General features: G+C 72.5%; 17 protein-coding genes. 6 read left to right on the forward strand and 11 right to left on the reverse strand.

The genetic code is table 11. From position 1 onward, the window contains the following. The first annotated feature begins 96 nt into the window (after positions 1-96). Positions 97-468, forward strand: a complete 372-nt coding sequence (locus AB0I15_RS62365; protein WP_358119004.1) for a zinc-binding dehydrogenase — start codon at positions 97-99, stop codon at positions 466-468. 100 nt (positions 469-568) lie between these two features. Here the strand turns inward: AB0I15_RS62365 and AB0I15_RS62370 are convergent, their stop codons facing one another. Beyond that, the gene (locus tag AB0I15_RS62370; protein ID WP_358119005.1) at positions 569-1540 is read right to left on the reverse strand and encodes an endo alpha-1,4 polygalactosaminidase; all 972 of its coding nucleotides are present in this window, start codon (positions 1538-1540) and stop codon (positions 569-571) included. Between the two features lie 188 nt (positions 1541-1728). On the opposite strand from AB0I15_RS62370, the gene AB0I15_RS62375 reads away from it, so the two are divergent. From AB0I15_RS62375 to AB0I15_RS62390, 4 genes are read left to right on the forward strand one after another with little or no spacing between them, the layout of a single operon-like run. Beyond that, on the forward strand, positions 1729-3018 hold the full coding sequence (locus tag AB0I15_RS62375) for an alpha-glucosidase/alpha-galactosidase (RefSeq protein WP_358119006.1): 1290 nt from the start codon (positions 1729-1731) through the stop codon (positions 3016-3018). Beyond that, entirely contained in the window at positions 3015-4301 is a 1287-nt protein-coding gene (locus AB0I15_RS62380) for an ABC transporter substrate-binding protein (protein WP_358119008.1), read from the forward strand. The genes AB0I15_RS62375 and AB0I15_RS62380 overlap by 4 nt, the downstream gene beginning before the upstream one ends. Continuing rightward, complete coding sequence (locus AB0I15_RS62385) at positions 4298-5224, forward strand: sugar ABC transporter permease (RefSeq protein WP_358119009.1); 927 nt, start codon at positions 4298-4300, stop codon at positions 5222-5224. Before AB0I15_RS62380 ends, AB0I15_RS62385 begins: the two co-directional genes overlap by 4 nt. Then, a complete protein-coding gene (locus AB0I15_RS62390) occupies positions 5221-6030 on the forward strand; it encodes a carbohydrate ABC transporter permease (RefSeq protein ID WP_358119011.1) in 810 nt (269 codons plus the stop codon). Before AB0I15_RS62385 ends, AB0I15_RS62390 begins: the two co-directional genes overlap by 4 nt. On the opposite strand, the gene AB0I15_RS62395 is transcribed toward AB0I15_RS62390, so the two are convergent. The 9 genes from AB0I15_RS62395 to AB0I15_RS62435 form a co-directional block, all read right to left on the reverse strand. Beyond that, entirely contained in the window at positions 6020-6856 is an 837-nt protein-coding gene (locus AB0I15_RS62395) for an SMP-30/gluconolactonase/LRE family protein (RefSeq protein WP_358119012.1), read from the reverse strand. The genes AB0I15_RS62390 and AB0I15_RS62395 overlap by 11 nt on opposite strands. A 72-nt stretch (positions 6857-6928) precedes the next feature. After that, positions 6929-7687 carry an IclR family transcriptional regulator gene (locus AB0I15_RS62400; RefSeq protein WP_358119014.1) on the reverse strand — a complete coding sequence of 253 codons (759 nt, stop codon included), beginning with the start codon at positions 7685-7687 and terminating at the stop codon, positions 6929-6931. A gap of 71 nt (positions 7688-7758) precedes the next feature. Then, positions 7759-8859, reverse strand: a complete 1101-nt coding sequence (pcaC, locus tag AB0I15_RS62405; protein ID WP_358119015.1) for a 4-carboxymuconolactone decarboxylase — start codon at positions 8857-8859, stop codon at positions 7759-7761. A 173-nt stretch (positions 8860-9032) separates the two neighbouring features. Next, the gene (gene pcaB, locus AB0I15_RS62410) at positions 9033-10190 is read right to left on the reverse strand and encodes a 3-carboxy-cis,cis-muconate cycloisomerase (protein ID WP_358119017.1); all 1158 of its coding nucleotides are present in this window, start codon (positions 10188-10190) and stop codon (positions 9033-9035) included. Next, positions 10177-10701 (reverse strand): protocatechuate 3,4-dioxygenase subunit alpha, encoded by a 525-nt coding sequence (gene pcaG, locus AB0I15_RS62415; RefSeq protein ID WP_358119019.1) that lies wholly within the window; start codon positions 10699-10701, stop codon positions 10177-10179. The genes pcaB and pcaG overlap by 14 nt, the downstream gene beginning before the upstream one ends. Continuing rightward, positions 10698-11450, reverse strand: a complete 753-nt coding sequence (pcaH, locus tag AB0I15_RS62420; RefSeq protein WP_358119021.1) for a protocatechuate 3,4-dioxygenase subunit beta — start codon at positions 11448-11450, stop codon at positions 10698-10700. The genes pcaG and pcaH overlap by 4 nt, the downstream gene beginning before the upstream one ends. 5 nt (positions 11451-11455) lie before the next feature. After that, positions 11456-12601, reverse strand: coding sequence for a thiolase family protein (locus AB0I15_RS62425; RefSeq protein WP_358119023.1), 1146 nt, complete (start codon positions 12599-12601; stop codon positions 11456-11458). Next, entirely contained in the window at positions 12598-13227 is a 630-nt protein-coding gene (locus tag AB0I15_RS62430) for a CoA transferase subunit B (protein ID WP_358119024.1), read from the reverse strand. Before AB0I15_RS62430 ends, AB0I15_RS62425 begins: the two co-directional genes overlap by 4 nt. Continuing rightward, complete coding sequence (locus AB0I15_RS62435) at positions 13224-14003, reverse strand: CoA transferase subunit A (protein WP_358119026.1); 780 nt, start codon at positions 14001-14003, stop codon at positions 13224-13226. The genes AB0I15_RS62430 and AB0I15_RS62435 overlap by 4 nt, the downstream gene beginning before the upstream one ends. A gap of 131 nt (positions 14004-14134) precedes the next feature. Here AB0I15_RS62435 and AB0I15_RS62440 point away from each other — a divergent pair, with 131 nt between their 5' ends. Then, positions 14135-15592: an IclR family transcriptional regulator C-terminal domain-containing protein gene (locus AB0I15_RS62440; RefSeq protein WP_358119028.1), complete on the forward strand. Its 1458-nt coding sequence runs from the start codon at positions 14135-14137 to the stop codon at positions 15590-15592. Between the two features lie 16 nt (positions 15593-15608). Here AB0I15_RS62440 and AB0I15_RS62445 read toward each other — a convergent pair whose 3' ends face one another. Further along, positions 15609-19337 (reverse strand): S8 family serine peptidase, encoded by a 3729-nt coding sequence (locus AB0I15_RS62445; RefSeq protein ID WP_358119029.1) that lies wholly within the window; start codon positions 19335-19337, stop codon positions 15609-15611. Positions 19338-19364 lie beyond the last annotated feature (27 nt).

Genomic DNA, 19364 nt, shown 5'->3' on the forward strand with positions numbered 1-19364 from the left:
CGGCGCGGGCCGACGTGAGATCGGCTCGCGCGTTGGTCAGCCTGACCTTCAGCGGCAGCACGTCGCGCCCCTGGTCGAGGGTCCGCTGCTCGCGCGATGGCGCAGCGGCTGGGCGCGGACGCGGCGGCGGGCGAGCTGACCGGCGAGTACGACGTCATCTTCGACGCGGTCGGCGCGGCCGTCACGCGCCGGCAGTCCGTCGCCCTGCTCCGGCCCGGCGGCGCGGCGATCTGGCTCGGGCTCGCGGAGCCGGCCCCGGGGTTCGACGCCACCGACGTCGTACGGAACGAGAAGCAGGTGATCGGCTCGTTCGCGTACTCGGACGCCGACTTCGCCACGGCCGCGGAGCTCGTCGGCGGCTGGGACCTGAGCTGGGTGGAGACCTTCCCGCTGGGCGAGGGCGCGCGCCTGTTCACCTCGCTCATGAACGGCGCCCCCACCCCCGTCAAGGCCCTGCTGTCCCCCTGAACCGAGGTGCACCGTGGACATCCCACTCCTTGATCCACCGGGCCGGAACGCGACCTGCGTGAACGGGTGGCCCCACCCCCGGCGAGGCCACCCGGCCGGGTCACTTACAGGGCGTGTACGGCTTGTCGTACAGCGAATAGTCGGACGGCTTCTTCAGCGCGTTGAACTTCAGCGTGGCCGCCTTGCCGCAGAAGCTCTTCGGCGCGGTGTTGTACTCGACGCTGAAGACCGGCTTGCCCGCCTTGACGAAGGCCGACAGCTCCTCGCACTCGTCGAACTCGAAGCACTGCTCGTTGACCGCGTAGTCGAAGGACGACACGAGCTGGTCGACCTGGCTGAGGTCGTTCTTGAGGGCGACGGACAGGCCCTTGCGGTGGGCCATGTCGGCCAGCGCCTTGTTGTAGACGAGCTGGGTGGCGGGGGTGACGTTCCAGCCGGTGACCGACTTGCCCTCCTCGTGGGCGTTGACGACGTCGAACTCGACCCCGTCGAAGCCGGCCTGGACGCACTTGTCGACCCGGGCCTCCATCATCTTCAGCAGGAAGTCCCGCTGGCCCTTGTCGTTGTTGATGTTCGCCCAGCGCTCGTTGGGGAACTCGTCGCTGAACGGCTTGCCGAGCAGGGACTTGCCGTTGGCGTTGTGCCAGTCGAGGAACGTCTGGTAGTCGGGCCTGAAGTCCTCGATGGAGCCGGCGTCGACGTAGCAGATCGCCTTGGCGCCCTTGGCGTGGATGGCCTTGACGGCCGCGGTGTTGAGGGTCTTGTTGTCGCCCGAGACCTCGGCGGCGGCGTAGAGGTCGATGTCGAAGACGGTCGGCCGCACGCAGGCGCCGCCGCTCTGCGGGACCGAGCAGATGTCGACGTTGATGCCGCCGGTCGCCTTGAAGGCCGCGTTGCCCTCGAGCTGGTACTGCCAGCGGCTGTCCACCGGCGGACGCCAGATCGCCGCGGCCGCCCCGGACGGCTGGGACGTCTCAGCCGCCTGAGACGGGGCCACGAGGCCGAGCGCGGCCGCCGGCATCAGTGCCGCGACCACGGCGAACCTGGTTAACCCCACTTTGATGTCAACCAACTTACTCTCCTTCGATTCCGTATCGCGGAATTTTATTCCACGCACTAGGAAATCGGGGAAGTCCGGAGGTGTCAACTCGGAGATCTTTCCGCATAACGGAACTATGGTCTGTATCGCGGACCGCTGGTTATACTCACCCGCACGCAGCCGGCTCACGCCCGCTGCGCGCAATGGAGGGAAACAGCCCCATGGCACGCATCGTCTTCGTCGGCGCGGGCAGCGTCGAATTCACCAAGAACGTCCTCTCCGATATTTTGACCTTCCCGGAACTCGGGGAGGCCACGCTGGTCCTGCACGACATCGACGCGGAACGGCTGGCCACCGCCGAGGCCATGGCGCACTGGATGGTGGCCGAGCTCGGCCTGGGCGCCAAGGTGGAGGCCCATCTCGACCGGCGGGCCGCCGTGGACGGCGCCGACTACGTGATCAACGAGATCGCGGTCGGCGGCATCGCGGCCACCCGGCTGGACTTCGAGATCCCCCGCCGCTACGGCCTGCGCCAGACGATCGCCGACACCCTCGGCATCGGCGGCATCTTCCGCGCCCTGCGCACGATCCCGGTGATGCTGGCCCTGGGCTCGGACCTGGCCGAGCTGGCCCCGCACGCGCTGCTGCTCAACTACACCAACCCGATGGCGATGATCCCCCGGGCGGTCTACGAGGGCACCGCGTTCACGAACGTGGTCGGGCTCTGCCACTCCGTCCGCGACACCCAGGCCAGGCTGGCCTCGCTCGTGGGCGTGCCGGAGGAGGAGGTCTCGTTCGTCACGGCGGGGGCCAACCATCAGGCGTTCGTGCTGAGGTTCGAGCACCGGGGCCACGACCTCTACCCGGCGCTCGACGAGGTCATCGCCCGTGACCCGGATTTAAGGCGTACGGTCCGGGTGGAGATGTACCGCCGCTTCGGCTACTTCCCCACCGAGTCGAGCGAGCACGGCTCGGAGTACCTGCCCTGGTTCCTGCGCCACGACGACCAGGTGGCGCACTTCCGCATCCCCGTCGAGATCTACCTGCGGTGGCTGGAGGAGAACCTCGACACCTACGAGGAGACCCGGCGGCGCCTGGCCGCCGGTGAGGGCGTCGAGATCGAGCCGGCCATGGAGCTGGCCTCGGAGGTCATCCACTCCATCGAGACCGGCACCTCCAGGGTCGTGCACGGCAACGTGCGCAACGACGGCCTCATCTCCAACCTGCCGGACGACGCCTGCGTCGAGGTGCCGTGCCTGGTGGACCGGGCCGGCCTGCGCCCGACCCGGATCGGCGCGCTGCCGCCGCAGCTCGCCGCGCTGAACCAGACGTTCATCAACGTCGGCGCGCTGACCGTGCGCGCGGCGCTGGAGGGCCGGCGCGACCACGTCTACCACGCCGCCATGCTGGACCCGAACGCCTCGGCCACCCTGACGCTCCAGCAGATCCACGACCTCGTGGACGAGATGATCGCCGCCCACGGCGACCTGCTTCCCGAGGGTGTCCGATGAGGCGCCCGCTCGCCGGCCTGGCGCTGCTCGCCCTGGTCGTCACCGGCTGCGGTGGCGGCGCGCGGGAGCAGGCCGCCGGGGGCCCCGTGGAGATCACCATCTGGCACGGCCAGGAGGACGCCTCCGCCAAGTCGATCGAGAAGCTGGTCACCCGCTTCAACCAGAGCCACCCGGACATCAAGGTGAGCACCGAGTCCGGCGGGGCCACCGCCGACGGCATGCTCCCCAAGATCACCGCCGCGCTCACCTCCGACTCCTTCCCCGACATCGCCTACCTGTACGGCTCCTGGGCCCCCAACATCGCCAGGAACCCCAAGACGGCCGACCTCACCGAGTTCGTCAAGGATCCGAAGATCGGGTGGCAGGACTTCTGGGGCAGCGAGCGCGAGGCGGTCACCGTCGGCGGCAAGGTCATCGGCTTCCCCGCCGTGGTCGACAACATGGTCGTGCTCTACAACAAGAAGCTGTTCGCCAAGGCCGGCGTCGAGGCGCCGAAGCCGGACTGGACCTGGGACGACTTCCGCGCCATGGCCAAGCGGGTCACCGACCCCGGAGCGGGCGTCTTCGGCACCACCTGGCCGATCAGCGGCGGCGAGGAGGCCGTCTGGGGCCTGTGGCCCATGGTCTGGCAGGCCGGTGGCGACATCCTGACCGCCGACCACAAGAAGGCCGCCTTCAACTCCCCCGCCGGGCAGCAGGCGCTCGGGCGGCTGCGGGACATGGCGGTCACCGACAAGTCGGTCTACCTCGACTCCAGCCCGGCGGAGAAGGGGCAGAAGCTGTTCGAGTCGGAGCGGCTGGGCATGTTCATGTCCGGCCCGTGGGTGCTGCCCGACCTGCAGGCGGCCGGGATCGAGTACGGCGTCGCGCAGCTCCCCGGCACCAACGGCAACCACGAGACGATCTCGGGACCGGACAACTGGGTGGTGTTCGAGCACGACGAGCGGCGGGTCAAGGCCGCGGCCACGTTCCTGGCCTGGCTGACGGCGGCCGAGCGGCAACTGGAGTGGATGAGCGACACGGGCTCGCTGCCGATCCGGGAGTCGATCACCAAGCTGCCTGGATACAAGGACTATGTCGCGAAATATCAGGGTATTGAGGTGATTTCGACGAACCTGGTCAACGCCAAGCGCGTCAGGCCGCCGACCACCCGTTACCCCAGGGTGTCGGCCTTCGTGGCCGAGGCCATCGCCGAGGCGCTGCTGGGCAAGACCGACGCCAAGACGGCCCTGGACCAGGCTGCCGCCAAGTCCGACGCGGCGCTGGCCGTACCGGGATCATGAGCACCACCGCGGTTCGCGCGGCCGGCGCGGGGCGGGCGCGGCCACCGGATCGGCGCAGGCTCGGCGACAACGTCGCCGGCTGGTCGTTCGCGGGGCCCGCCACGCTGGTCATCCTCGGGTTCTCGCTGGTGCCCATGGCCTGGGCGCTGGCGCTGTCGTTCACCGACTCCGACCTGATGACGCCGGGCCGCAACGTCGGCCTCGACAACTACCGGGCGCTGTCGGCGGACCCGGTCTTCTTCAAGGCGCTCACCAACACCGGGCTGCTGCTCGTGCTCTACATCCCGGCCTCGCTGATCACGGGGCTGCTCGTGGCGGTGCTGCTGAACAGGAAGGTACGCGGCATCGGGTTCTACCGGACCTGCTTCCTGGTGCCGTACATCGTCTCGGCCACCGCCACCGGGCTGCTCATGGGCTATATCTTCGACCGCGACTTCGGCCTGCTGAACGGCCTGTTCGTGCAGCTCGGGCTGCCGGTCCAGGGTCTGCTCAGCGACCCGTCGCAGGCGATGCTCGTGCTGACCGCGATCTTCTTCTGGACGCGGTTCGGGTTCGCGGTGGTCATCTACCTGGCGGCCATCCAGGAGATCAGCAAGGAGGTGATGGAGGCCGCCGCGATCGACGGCGCCGGGAGGTGGGCCACGTTCCGGCACGTCATCGTGCCGTCGGTACGCCCGATGACGATCTTCCTGGGCGTCTGGGGCACGATCGACGCGCTGCAGTTCTTCGACCTGGTGATGACCACGACGAAGGGCGGCCCGGCCAACGCGACCGTGACCATCGTCTACTACGTCTGGCAGCTCGCGTTCACCTTCAACACCGCCGGGTACGGCGCGGCCGTGGCGTACACGCTGTTCGCCGGCACGCTCGTGCTGATCGTCGCGGGCCTGGTGCTCGCGCGGCGGAGAGGGGCCGCCGGATGAAGGCGTCCGGAAAGTGGCATCTGGTGCTGGTGCCGATGTCGGCGGTCGTCGTGCTGCCGTTCGTCTGGCTGCTGCTCAGCTCGGTGATGACCCAGGCCGAGCTCAACCGGTTCCCGCCGGCCATCTGGCCCGAGCGGATCGACCTGGGCGGCTACCGCACGGTCATCGAGCGCTCGGACTTCACCCGCTGGTTCCTCAACAGCGTGATCGTGTCGGGCGCCATCGTGGTGGCCCAGCTCGTGCTGTGCAGCATGGCCGGGTACGCCTTCGCCAGGATCAGGTTCTTCGGCTCCAAGCTGGTGCTGATCCTGGTGATCGCGACCGCGCTGATCCCGTTCCAGCTCACGGTCATCCCGACCTTCCTGCTCTTCAGCCAGGCCGGGCTGACCGACACGCTGGGGGCGCTGATCGTGCCCTCGCTGGCGTCGGCCGTGGGCATCTTCCTGATGACCTCCTTCTTCCAGTCGTTCCCGAAGGAGCTGGAGGAGGCCGCGCGGATCGACGGCTGCTCGCGGTTCGGCGTGTTCTTCCGGATCGTGCTGCCGGTGGCCAAACCGGCCATGGCGGCCCTGGCGGTGATCACGTTCATCACCGCGTGGAACGATCTGTTCTGGCCGCTGGTGGCGATCAACACCGAGGCGAACTACACCGTGCAGGCCGGTCTGACGACCTTCCAGGGCCAGCACCGGGCCGACTGGCCGGCGATCATGGCGGGCACGGTGCTGACCACGCTGCCGGTGCTGACCGTGTTCCTGTTCGGTCAGCGCCGCTTCGTCCAGGCGCTGACCGGCGCGGTCAAGGGGTGAGGTCGCGGTAGGGATGGGCGGGGAGCCCCGTGTACGGGGTGCGGCAGCGCCACAGCTCCCCGCCGTCCTCGCCGTCCCAGGCGGTGGTCACGTACAGGACGTCGAGGTCGGGGCCGCCGAAGGCGCAGCTCGTGACGTTGGTGGCGGGCACCCGGACGGTCAGGGCGTGCCCGCCGTCGGGCCGCAGCCGCACCACCGCGCCGCCGCCCCACAGCGCGACCCACACGTGCCCCTCGGCGTCCACCGTGAGCCCGTCGGGCTGCGGGAGCTCGGCGACCCCGCGCCGGTTCGCCAGGTCCCCCGTCGCCGGGTCGTAGTCGAACACGTCCACCTGGCCGGCGGGCGTGTCGACGTAGTAGAGCAGCCGCTCGTCGGGGCTCCAGCCGAGGCCGTTCGAGATCGTCACCCCGCCGACCACGCGCTCCCACGCGCGGCCGGGGTCCAGCCGGTACAGGTTGCCCGCGCCCGGGGTGTCGTCCTCGGCCTTGGTGCCGGCGAAGAACCGCCCGGCGCTGTCGCAGGCGCCGTCGTTCATCCGGTTGCCCGGCCCCTCGGCCGCGGTCACCGGGGCGATCACGACCGGCGCCCCCTCCTCCAGCACGGCGAAGCCGTCCCGCAGGGCCAGCGCCAGCCCGCCGGGCTCCCGTGGCACGGCCACGCCGACCGGCTGGCCCACGTCGACCGTCTCCTGCGTGTCATCGGCCGGGTCGAGCCGGTGCACCACGCCGGCCGGGATGTCCACCCACAGCAGCGTCCCCGTGCTCGGGTCCCAGCGGGCTCCCTCGCCCAGCCGGGCTCTGGGGACCGGTACCGCCTCAAGCTCCATCGTTCACTCCCCTGTCCGCGATACGGAATGCGATTCCATTCTCGGCCGACGCGAACGCGCCTGCCGGGGCTTTCAGACCTGCTCGGCCACGGCTCGCCGGAGGCCGTCGCCGATCTCCTCCATCCGGGCGGCGGACATGCGGTCCTTCAGCGCCGTCACGCTCACCGCCGCGACGGGGGCGGACTTGCCGAGGAACACGGGCGCCGCGACGCACCGCACGCCCGGTTCGTTCTCCTCCAGGTCGTACGCGTAGCCGCGCTGCCGGATCTGGTCGAGGTGGGTGGCCAGCTTGGCGGGGGCGGTGATGGTGTTGCGCGTCCTGGTCGCCAGCGGCCCGAAGCGCTCGGCCCAGGCCCTGATCGCCTCGTCCGTCGGATAGGTCCAGGCCAGCAGCGCCTTGCCGACGCCGGTGCAGTGGGCGGCGTTGCGGCCGCCGATCACCGAGGTCATCGTGATCGTCCGGGTGGACTCGACCTTGTCGAGGTAGACGACCTCGCCGCCGTCGAGCGTGGCCATGTGCACGGTCTCGGCGAACCCCTCGCTCAGCCGCAGCAGGAGCGGGCGCACCAGGGCCCGCAGGTCCATCTTCTCGTAGAAGCCGAACGCCGTGGCCAGCATCTCGCTGCCGAGGAAGTAGGGCCCGCTGGGCTCGGGCTGCGCGGCGAACCCCCGGTGCTTCAGCGCGCCGAGCAGGCGGTGCAGCGAGCTCTTGGGCAGGCCGAGCCGGGTGGCGAGCTCGTCGAGCGTAACGCCCCGGCTGTGTTTGCCGATCTCCTGAAGGATCAGCAGCGCACGATCGACGCTTCCCACCGGGGACGAGGTCTCGGCCACTGCCCAACTCCTTCTTGTTCCGCTTGCTGGAATGCTAGCGCGTCATGCGGAAAGCTTGAAGGCGCAAGACGTCACGGGATCTCCGGGGCCTCCTCCAGCTCGGCGAGAACGCGCTGGGCCACGGCGAACGCGCTGTTGGCCGCGGGCACCCCGCAGTAGATCGCGCTCTGCAGCAGCACCTCGCCGATCTCGTCGGGGGTGAGCCCGTTGCGTACGGCGGCCCGTACGTGCATGGCGAGCTCCTCCAGGTGGCCGCGGGCGACGAGGGCGGTGAGCGTGACACAGCTCCGCGTACGCCGGTCCAGGCCGGGGCGCGTCCAGATCTCGCCCCACGCGTACCGGGTGATCAGGTCCTGGAAGTCCCTGGTGAAGCCGGTGGTGCGGGCGACGGCCCGGTCCACGTGGGCGTCGCCGAGCACCTCCCGCCGCACCCGCATGCCGGAGGAGGACGGCAGGTGCGCCAGCAGCGCGGCGGTGACCGGCTCCGGGCGGTCGACGTTGGCCAGGTGGGCGGCGCCCGCGATCTCCACGAGTGTGGCGCCGGGGATGCCGTCGGCGAGCAGGCGGGCGTGCGCGGGCGGGGTCGCCGGGTCCTCGCGTCCGGCCACGACCAGCGTCGGCGCGGTGATCGCGGCCAGCTCGCCGCGCAGGTCGAAGGCCGCCAGGGCGTCGCAGCAGTCGGCGTACCCGGCGGGGTCGGCGGCGGTCAGGTCGGCCAGGAGCGCCTGGTCGGGCGGGCCGGCGAACCAGCGGCGGGCGGTGGGCTCGATGAGGGGGGCGGTGCCCTGCGCGCGGACGAGCGCCGCCCGATCGTGCCACGCCTGCGGCTCGCCGAAGCGGGCGGAGGAGCAGAGCAGCGCCAGCGATCGCACCCGTCCCGGATGCCGGACGGCCAGGGTGGCCCCGATGGCGCCGCCGGCGGAGATGCCCGCGTAGTGGAAGCCCGCCCAGCCCTGCGCCGTGGCCGCCTCGAGCACGAGGGCGGCCAGGTCGTCCATGGTGCGCGCGCCGGTCGCCGGTGACCCGCCGTGGCCGGGCAGGTCGAAGGTGAGCACCCGGAACGTACGCGTGAGCGCGGCGAGCTGGGGCGCCCACACCTTCGACGAGGTGCCGAGCGACGGCCCGAGCACGAGCGGCTCCCCACCCTCGGGCCCCCGAACCTGATATCGCAACCCGCCCCCTCGGCCCCGCAGCCCGTCTCCCCGGTCCTGCGGCGCACCCGCCTGGCTCTGCGGCCCGTCCCTCCGGTCCTGCGGCGCATCCCCTCGGCCCTGCGACCCGTCCCCCGGACCCTGCGGCGCGTCCGCCCGGCCCGGTGATCCGTCGTTCTCGTAGTGCGGCAACGTCACTCCTCTTTCAGCGCCCGGTCGACGAGTTCGGCCGCCGAGCCCGGCGTGCCGGTCAGGCGCAGGTTGGCGCGCATGCGATCCGGATGGACCCGCAGGTCCGCCAGCAGCTCGGCGGCGTCGTGGACGGCCCCGGCCACCAGGCGGACGGCCTCGCGCAGCGGCTGCCACTCGGCGTGCCAGGCCCCGGCGGGGCGCTCGTCCTCGGCGGCGAGTGAGCCGTACAGGATCGCGGCCAGCGCGGGCACCTGACGGGCGGCGGCGGCGATCATGGTGGCTCTGGCGGGGTTGTGCTTGTGCGGCATGGACGACGAGCCGCCGCCCACGCCTTCCGACAGCTCGCCGATCTCCGTACGCGAGAGCACGAGCACGTCGGCGGCGAGCTTGCCCAGCGCCCCCGACGTGAACGCCAGCGCCCCGCCGAGGTCGGCGATCGGGGTGCGCAGCACGTGCCAGGGCAGGACGGGCTCGGCCAGGCCCAGCTCGGCGGCGTACCGGCCGGGCAGGCCGGCACCCTGCTCCAGGGTCCCGGCGGGGCCGCCGAGCTGCGCCGGCAGCATCACGGCGGCCAGCCGGTCGCGGGCGTCGCGGGCGAGCCCGCGCCAGCCCGCGGCCTTGAGCCCGAACGTGGTGGGCACGGCCTGCTGGGTGAGCGTCCTGGCGGCCATGACGGTGTCGCGGTGCGCGGCGGCCAGCGCCGTGAGCCGGGCGATCACCTGCTCCAGCTCGGCCAGGATCGGGCCGCGGGCGCGGGCGACGACCAGCATGAGGGCGGTGTCGAGGATGTCCTGGCTGGTCGCGCCCGCATGGACGTGCTCGCCGTACGGCCGCGCGGCCACGCGGAGGTCCTCCACCAGCGGGATGACCGGGTTCCCGCCGGAGCGGGCGCGCACGACGAGCGCGGACAGGTCGAACAGGCCGTCCCGGGCGCCCGCCGAGGCAGCGGTGGTGATGACGGTGGCGGCCTCGTGCGGGATCAGCCCGAGCCCGGCCTGGGCGCGGGCCAGCGCGGCCTCGGCGTCGAGCATCGCCCGCAGGACGGCGGCGTCCCCGGTGGCCTCGGCCGCGCCCCGCATCGGCGACAGCAGCCCGAGATCGGCCGGAGGCGGGGCGGAGCGCGGTCCCGGGTCGTCGCCGCCCGGCTCAGCCGAAGTCAAAGAAGACCGTCTCCTTCTCGCCCTGCAGGTGGATGTCGAAGCGGTAGACGCCCTCGCGCTCCTTGCCCGCCAGCACCGTGTGGGCGCGCTCGGGCGGCAGGGCGTCGAGGAAGGCGTGCGGGGCGAGGTAGATGCGGGTGTAGAGGTGGTGGAGCAGCCCGCGGGCGAACACGCAGACGCTGATGTAGCCGTTGCCGGGCTCCAGCGTGCGCAGCACCCAGCGGCCGTCGGCGTCGGTGGCCACGCGGCCGAAGCCGGTGAAGTCGACGCCGTGCCTGCCCAGGACCGCGCCGTTGACCGGGTCGCGGCGCAGCGTGCCGGGGGCGCCGCCGAGGCCGCCGGACGGATCGGCCTGCCAGAACTCCAGCAGCGCGTCGGGCACGGGCGCGCCGGCGCCGTCGTAGACGTACCCGTGGACGATGATGCCGCCGGTGGCCAGGTCGCCGCCGCCGGGGAAGGGCAGGGCGTAGCCGTAGAAGGGGCCGACGGTCTGGGACGGGGTGGGGTTCATCGGCCCTCCTCCATCCAGGTGGCGGCGGGCCCGTCGAGCACGATGTCCCAGCGGTAGCCGAGCGACCACTCCGGGACGGACAGCTCGTGGTCGTACGCGCTGATCAGCCGCTGCCTGGCCTGGTCGTCGGTGACCGACTGCAGCACGGGGTCGTGGTCGAAGAGCGGGTCGCCGGGGAAGTACATCTGGGTCACCAGGCGCTGGGTGAACGCGGTGCCGAACACCGAGAAGTGGATGTGCGCGGGCCGCCAGGCGTTGACGTGGTTGCGCCACGGGTAGGCGCCGGGCTTGATCGTGGTGAAGCTGTAGCCTCCGTCGTCGCCGGTGAGGCAGCGGCCGACGCCGGTGAAGTTGGGGTCGAGCGGGGCCGGGTGGTCGTCGCGCTGGTGCAGGTAGCGGCCGGAGGCGTTGGCCTGCCAGATCTCGACGAGCTGACCGCGTACGGGCCGGCCCCTGCGGTCGAGGACGCGGCCGGTGACGGTGATCCGCTCCCCCAGGGGCTCGCCCAGGTGCTGCCTGGTCAGGTCGGCGTCGAGCGCGGTGACGTCGCTGACGCCGAACACCGGACCGGCCATCTCGGCCGCCTCCGGGTCCTTCAGCGCGACCAGCGGCTGCTTGGGGTGGCGCAGGAGGCTGCTGCGGTAGGGGGCGTAGTCGCGGGAGGGGTGGTTCGCCTCCTGCCCGGCGCCCGCCCGGCGCAGTGCGGCGATCTCGCCGTCGATGTCGGACTGGGTGAGGGGTTGTGTCATGACACCTACCTTTCGAGGACGATGGCCAGCCCTTGGCCGACGCCGATGCACAGGCTCGCCAGGCCGGTGCCGGAGCCGGCCTCGGCCAGCCGGTGGGCGACGGCGCCGGTGACGCGGGCTCCGGAGGCGCCGAGAGGGTGGCCGAGCGCGATGGCGCCGCCTTCGGGGTTGACGATGGCGGGGTCGAGGTCGGGCAGCTCGGCCAGGCAGCCGAGCACCTGGGCGGCGAACGCCTCGTTGAGCTCGGCGGTGGCCAGGTCGCCGAACGTCCGGCCGGCCCTGGCCAGCGCCTTCTTCGAGGCTTCGACCGGGCCGAGGCCGAAGAGACGGGGCTCCAGGGCGCTGACGCCGCTCGCCACGATCCGGGCGAGCGGCTCGCGGCCGCGCAGCCCCGCCTCGTCGGTGAGCAGCAGCGCGGCGGCGCCGTCGTTGAGCGGCGAGGCGTTGCCCGCCGTGACGGTGCCGTCGCGGCGGAAGACGGGTTTGAGCCTGGCCAGCGCCTCCAGGGAGCCGTCGGCGCGGATGCCCTCGTCCCTCGTCATGCCGCCGATGGGCACGATCTCGCGCTCGAACGACGCCTTGGCCGCCTTCTGGTGACTGGCCAGCGCGAACGCGTCCTGCTCCGCGCGGGTGAGGCCGTGCTTGTCGGCGATGAGCTCGGCGCCCTCGCCGAGCGGCACGGTGTGCTCCGCGGGCATGGCCGGGTTGACCAACCGCCAGCCGAGCGTGGTGGACACCAGCTCCTGCCCGCCCGCCGGGAACGCCTTGTCGGGCTTGGGCAGCACCCAGGGGGCGCGGGTCATCGACTCCACGCCGCCGGCGATCACCTCGGAGGCGTCGCCGAGCGCGATCGCCCGGTACGCCTGGACGACCGCCTCCATGCCCGAGCCGCACAGCCGGTTGACCGTGACGCCGGGCGTCGTCACCGGCAGACCGGCCAGCAGCGCGGCCATCCTGGCGACGTTGCGGTTCTCCTCGCCGGCGCCGTTGGCGTTGCCCAGGATCACCTCGTCCACGGTGGGCCGGTCGTTGCGCTCGGCGATCGCCTTGACGACGTGGGCGGCCAGGTCGTCGGGGCGGATGCCGGCCAGCGCGCCGCCGTACCGGCCGAAGGGGGTGCGGACGGCGTCGAGGATGTAGACGGCCTTCATGCGAGCACCTCCGCCTCGGTACGGGCGCGCAGCTCGGCCACGCTCACCCCGGGCGCGGTCTCCACCAGCGCGAGGCCCTCCGCGGTGACGTCGAGCACGCCCAGGTCGGTGATGATCCGGTGGACGCACGCCTGGCCCGTGAGCGGCAGTGTGCACTCCTTGACGATCTTGGGGGTGCCGTCCTTGGCGGTGTGGTCGGTGATCACCAGCACCTTGCGAGCGCCGTGCACCAGGTCCATCGCCCCGCCCATGCCCTTGACCAGCCTGCCGGGCACCATCCAGTTGGCCAGGTCGCCGCGGGCCGAGACCTGCATCGCGCCGAGCACCGCCACGTCGATGTGACCGCCTCTGATCATGCCGAACGACAGCGCGGAGTCGAAGAACGACGCGCCGGGCAGCACGGTCACCGTCTCCTTGCCGGCGTTGATCAGGTCGGGGTCGAGCTCGTCGGGGGCGGGATAGGGGCCGACGCCGAGGATGCCGTTCTCGGAGTGCAGCACCACGTCCACGCCGGGCGGCAGGAAGGAGGGGATGCGGGTGGGCAGGCCGATGCCGAGGTTGACGTAGTCGCCGTCGCGCAGCTCGGCCGCCGCGCGGGCGACCATCTCGTCGCGGGTCCAGCTCATTCGGTGACCGTCCCTTGGGCCGGCGGCGCGGAGGTGGTGCGCCGTTCGATGGACTTGTCGGCCGCCTGCTCGGGGGTGAGCACGAGCACCCGCCGGACGAAGACGCCCGGCAGGTGCACCTCGTCGGGGTCGAGCTCGGTCAGCTCCTCGACCTCGGCGATCGTGACCCGGCCCGCCATGGCGGCCAGCGGGTTGAAGTTCCTGGCGGCCTTGTGGAAGACGAGGTTGCCGTGCCGGTCGCCCTTGGCGGCCCGCACGAGGGCGAAGTCCGTGCGGATGCCGTGCTCGAGCACGTAGGGGCGGCCGTCGAACTCGCGCACCTCCTTCGGCGGCGAGGCGAGCGCGATGGAGCCGTCGGGGTGGTGGCGCAGCGGCAGGCCGCCCTCGGCGATCGGCGTGCCGACGCCCGCCGGGGCGTAGAACGCGGGGATGCCGGCGCCGCCCGCGCGCAGCCGCTCGGCCAGGCTGCCCTGCGGGGTCAGCTCGACCTCCAGCTCGCCGGCCAGGTATTGGCGGGCGAACTCCTTGTTGTCGCCGATGTAGGAGGCGGTCACGCGGGCGATGCGTCCGGCGGCCAGCAGGACGCCCAGGCCGCCGCCGTCGACGCCGCAGTTGTTGGAGACCACGCCGAGGTCGCGCACCCCTGTGTCGTAGAGGGCCCGGATCAGCACGTTGGGGATGCCGCTCAGGCCGAACCCGCCGACAGCGAACGACGCGCCGTCACGCACGTCCGCCAGCGCCTGTGCGGCCGTGGCGACCACTTTGTCTCTTGGCACGAGAGCTCCGTCCGACCGGAAGTGTTCGCACAGTGAACATTAGTTCATTATTATGCGGTCGAGTATCCGTAAAGGGTGCGCTCCTGTCAAAGTGCGTTTCCAGGGGCGTCGTCAGGGGTGGGGAGGGACGGATGGAATCGGCCGGCACGTTGGAGCGCGGCCTGGCCGTGCTGCGGGCGCTGGCGGCCGAGCCGGCGCGCCGGACGCGGGCGACGGACCTGGTGCGCGCCACCGGCCTGGCCAGGTCCACGGTGGACCGGGTGCTCGCCACGCTCGCGCACCTCGGCTACGTACGCGTCCGCGAGCGCGAGGTGGTGCTCGCCCCTCGCCTGATGGAGCTCGGGGAGGCCTACCTGGCCTGCGGCGGGCTGCGCGATCCCCTGTCGCCGTTCGCCGAGGCGCTGGCCGAGCAGCTCGACGAGTCGGTGTCGCTGGCCGTGCCGGACGGCGACGACGTGCGCTTCATCGGGCAGTTCACCCGGCGGCGGACGATGTCGGTGGCGTTCGAGGTCGGTGACCGGCTGCCCGCCGGCCGGTGCGCGGCGGGGCTGGCGCTGCGCGATCCCGCCGCCGCGTGGGCCGAGGACGACCAGCTCATCGAGCCGGGCCTGGTCGCGGTGGCGGTGCCCGTACGGGATCGGGCCGGGCGCAAGGTCTGCGCGGTGAGCGTCGTCAGCCACACCAGCAGGCACACCGCCGCCGGGCTGCGCTCGCACGCCCTGCCCGTGCTGCGCGAGACGGTCGCGAAGATGGAGGCCGCGCTCGGCCCGCCGGCGCGGTCGCCGCGCCCGCCCGGGTCCGCCGTCGACCTCTCCCGCGCGCTCAAGGACGAGCTCGGCGCCGGCTACCTGCAGTCGCTGGCGCGCGGCCTGGCCGTGCTGGTCTCGCTCGGCTCACCCGGCGGGCTGTCCCTGGCCGACGCCGCCAAGGCGACCGGCCTGCCCAGGGCCACCGCGCGGCGCTCGCTCATGGCCCTCGAAGAGCTGGGCTACGCCACGGCGGAGGACGGCCGGTGGGCCCTGCTCCCCCGGGTGCTCGACCTCGGCTACGCCCACCTGTCCGGCTTCACCTTCGCCGAAGTGGCCCAGCCGCACCTCGCCGACCTGGTGGCCGCGGTCGGCGAGTCGGCCTCGGTGGCGGTGCTGGCCGACGACGACGTCCTGTACGTGGCGCGGGTGCCCACGAGGAGCATCATGAGCGTCAACATCACCGTCGGCACCCGCTTCCCCGCCTACGCCACCTCCATGGGCCGGGTGCTGCTCGCCGACCAGCCCGACGAGCGCTACGCCGCGCTGGACTACCGGCCGCTGACCAGGCACACCGTCACCTCGGCCGCCGAGCTGGCGGCGGCGGTGCGGCGGGTGGCCGCGGACGGCTACGCGGTGGTGGACCAGGAGCTGGAGGAGGGGGTGCGCTCCATCGCCGTCCCGGTCCGGGGCCGCGCCGGCCGGGTCGTCGCCGCCGTCAACGTGGCCACCCACGCCAGCCGGGTGAGCACCGCCGGCCTACTGCGCGACATCCTGCCCGCCCTCCTGGAGACGGCGGCGCGCATCGAGGCCGACCTGGCGCTCACCCGGGTCACACCCTGACCATCACGTCAGCCCGTCATTTCAGCCCGTACGCCCGGTGCACGGTCTGCTCGACGGTGTTGCCCTCCGCGTCGGCCGCCTGGACCCTGATGCCCACGGCGCCCGTCGTCTGGGCCAGCGCCGGAGGCGAGACGACGACGCGCCCGGAAACGGAGGCCGGCGCCGGCGTCCAGTGGGCGCCGTCGTCGAAGGTGAGCCAGACCTTCAGCTCGGTGACCTTCGCGTCGGGCCGCTCGAAGGACCCGTGGTAGCCGGTGATCCCGATCCGGTGGGGGACGCCCGCCCTGATCCGGTTGTCCAGGTCGAGCGGCACGTCGTAGCGCAGGTTGAGCCGCCGGACCGGCTCGCAGGGCCGCAGCGTGAACGTGACGAACCAGGCCAGGCAGAGACCTTCGTCGCCGGTGTCGAGGCCGCCCGTCGGCCGCTGGGAGCGGAACGTCCAGGCGGATTCGACGTCCTTGGCGTAGAGCTGCGACGGGTTGGGTGTGTGGAAGCGGTCGGTCAGCCGGTAGGCGGCCTCGTCCGCCGCCAGGGGGAAGGTGGGCACGGTCACCGCGAAGATGCCGAGAACGGCCTTGGCCTCGACGAGGGGGATCTCCCGCCCGTCCCGGTAGAGGCGCAGCTCGTCGTTGCCGCCGTGCTTGTCGCTCTGGAACCTGGCGTTGTAGGTGAACGCCTCCTGGTGACCCGGTTCCGGGCCCATGACCGGCACGGCGGCCAGGAACGAGTCGTCGGTCCGGCAGGGGAAGCACTGCGCGAAGCCGGCCTCGTACGCCGCCTTGGAGACGACGACGTTGCCCGGCACGCGGGGCTGGATCCCCCACGCCTCGACGGCGGAGCCGGCGGTGTCGAAGACGTCCACGGCGGTCGCCTGCGCGCCGCGGCGGGCGTGGAAGTCGGCTCCCTCGTCGTAGGTCATGGTGACCGCGCGGGTCCAGGCGAGGTCGGGCGAGACCGGGCCGACGTACTCGGTCATCGTGGCCTGCGCGCGCCCCTTGTGCTCCATCGAGTAGGTGCCGGTGAACTTGCCCGGCTTAGTCAGCACCGCCACCGCCGTGTCCAGCTTGAAGACGCCCGGACGGTCCGAGTGGAAGCGGTCCTCGATCTCCCGCAGATCACCGGTCTTCACGGTGTAGCCGAGGTCGGCGGGGATACGCCCGTGCTCGGGGAACATCAGCGAGTACAGGTACGGCGTCGTCGCCACGCCCTCCGCGGTGACCGTCACCGGCCGGCCCCCGGCCCCGGCGGCCAGCGCCCGCCCCTGCTCGGCGGTCAGGCTCATGGTCGGGATCGGGTAGAGCGCCCAGCTTCCCGCCGGGTCGAGGAAGGCCCGGCCGGCGGCCCCGTAGGCGAGCACGCCGGCCGCGCCCGCCTGCTGCGCGGCCTTCACCCGGTCCAGGGCGTTGCCCCGGCAGGTCGTGGCGGGGCAGAGGTCCGACAGGTCGATCAGGGCGAGCCTGCCGCGTACGTCGAGACCGGTGTAGTCGGTGCCGTTGCCCGCGAAGGCGACCGTGAACGTGCGCCGGCCGTCGAGCTTGACCGTCTCCGGAGCCACGTTCATGTACCGGGGCGTGATCTCGGGGCCGCCGGCGTGCACCTTCATGGTGATGGCGGGGGCGCCGAGCTGGAAGCGGCCGGCGAGGGTGAAGGAGCCCTGGGTGACGCGGCCGGTGGGCAGCAGCACGTACTCGTGCAGGCCGTACTGCGGGTACAGGGACTGGACGTCCACCGAGGCCACGCCGTTGGCGGCGGCGCGCCGGAGCGCGTACTGGGAGGCGTAGACCTCCGACGCGCGCGGGGTGTCCACGCTGACCCGCTCGGCCCGGCGCAGGTCGAGGGTGATCGTCGTGTCCTTGGTGATCTCGGTCTCCGGCTCGACCGGCAGCGACTGGACCCACTGGCCGTCCTCGCCGCGCCAGGCCAGCGCGGTGAACACGCCGTAGGTGCCGGGGTAGACCTGGATCTCGCTCTCCGCGCCGGAGACCGGGTAGTAGGCGTACTGGAGGTCGTCGCGGTCGTCGGTCCGCATGAGCATCCACGGGATCGCGGTCGGGCTGTTCGCGCCGTCGGGCAGCACGAGCCGCGTCCGCACGGTGACCTTCTTCGGCTCGACGAACGCGCCGACGGCGGTGGTCACCTGGACGTCGCCGGCCGAGGCGCGGACGAAGCCCTCGTACCAGGTGTCCGGGCCCGAGGGGTCGAACGTGACGGCGACGGACGCGGTGCCGCGCGCGGGGACGGTAACGGAGTCCTGGTCGACGGTGAGCGTGCGCTCGGGCACGGTGCCGCCCCGGTGCGCGGCGACGCCGGTCTTGAGCGCGAGGGTGACGGGCTGGTCGCCGTCGTTGGTGTAGGTGAGCGTCTTGGTGACCGGGCCGTTCTGGGGGGAGGACAGGAAGCCGTAGTCGAGGGCTCCCGAGTCGCGTACGCGCTGCCCGATGGCCCTGGCCACGTCCACGCGGCCGGCGCCCTGCTCGTACGAGCCGCGCCCGTCGCCGTGCGCGCTGCTCGTCAGCGCGGCCTTGAGCTGGGTGTTGGTCCAGTCGGGGTGCTGCCCGGCGAGCAGCGCCGCCGCACCCGCCACGTGCGGGGTGGCCATCGAGGTGCCCGAGGCGGCCGTGTACGCGGCGTCCACCGGCGAGCCCATCGAGGTGCCCCGCGCGCGGGCGGCCACGATGTCCACCCCGGGGGCGGAGATGTCGGGCTTGAGCGCGTAGGCGAAGGCCGTGGGGCCCCTGCTGGAGAACGGCGCCACCTTGTCCGAGCGGTCCACCGCGCCGACCGTCAGCGCCGACGGCGCCGTACCGGGCGAGCCGATCCTGCGGTTCTCGGCGTCGTTGCCCGCCGCGACCACGAACAGCGCCCCCGACTCGGCCGAGAGCCGGTCCACGGCCTGGTCGAGCGGGTTGCCCGGCTCGGGGCAGCAGGAGCCGAGGCTCATGCTGATCACGCGCGCCCCCTGGGAGGCCGCCCACTGCATGCCGGCGATCACGTCGGACTCCCGGCCGCCGCCCAGGTTGTTGAGCACCTTGCCGATCAGCAGCGAGGCCTCGGGGGCCACGCCGGTGTACTTGGCGCCGTTGCCCGCGAGGATGGAGGCGACGTGGGTGCCGTGCCCGTGCCCGTCCTGGGCGCTCTGCTCGACGGAGAAGTTGGCCGTCCCGGCGATCCGGCCCGCCACGTCGGGGTGCGTGGCGTCGATGCCGGTGTCGAGCACGGCCACCTTGACGCCCTGACCCTTCAGCCCGGCCGCCCACGCCTGCGGCGCGCCGATCTGGCGCACGCTCTGGTCGAGCGTGACCTGGACCTTGCGGTCGAGCCAGATCTTGCCGGGGGCGGCGGCCTTGGCCGTCGCGACCGTGGACCAGAACCGGCCCGCGCTCTTCTTGTCCACGCTGACGGCCGCGCCGTCGATGCTGGGCAGCGCGCGGGCCGCGGCGATCCCCTTCGGCTGCTGGACGATCAGGGGCAGGGTGGGGCTCTCCGCGTCGGTGTAGCCGTTGGCCGCCAGGTACGCGACGTCGAACAGGCCCCGGTCCAGCCGGCCCGCCGCCACCAGGTCGAGCACGTCGGTGGGGTAGACGTAGTAGGCGTCGCGCTCGCGTACGGACATGAAGAACACCGGTTGCCCGCCGGGCCGCGGGGCCGGATCGACCTCCGCCCGCGGGCTGCCGTCGGGGGCGGCGGCGTAGGTCACCACGTCCCCCGTGATCAGCGTGATCCGGCCGGAGTCCTGCTCCGTCATGCCGGGTGCGGGAAGCGCGGGTGGCGG

Source organism: Nonomuraea sp. NPDC050643, assembly GCF_040654715.1.
Taxonomy (GTDB): Bacteria; Actinomycetota; Actinomycetes; order Streptosporangiales; family Streptosporangiaceae; genus Nonomuraea.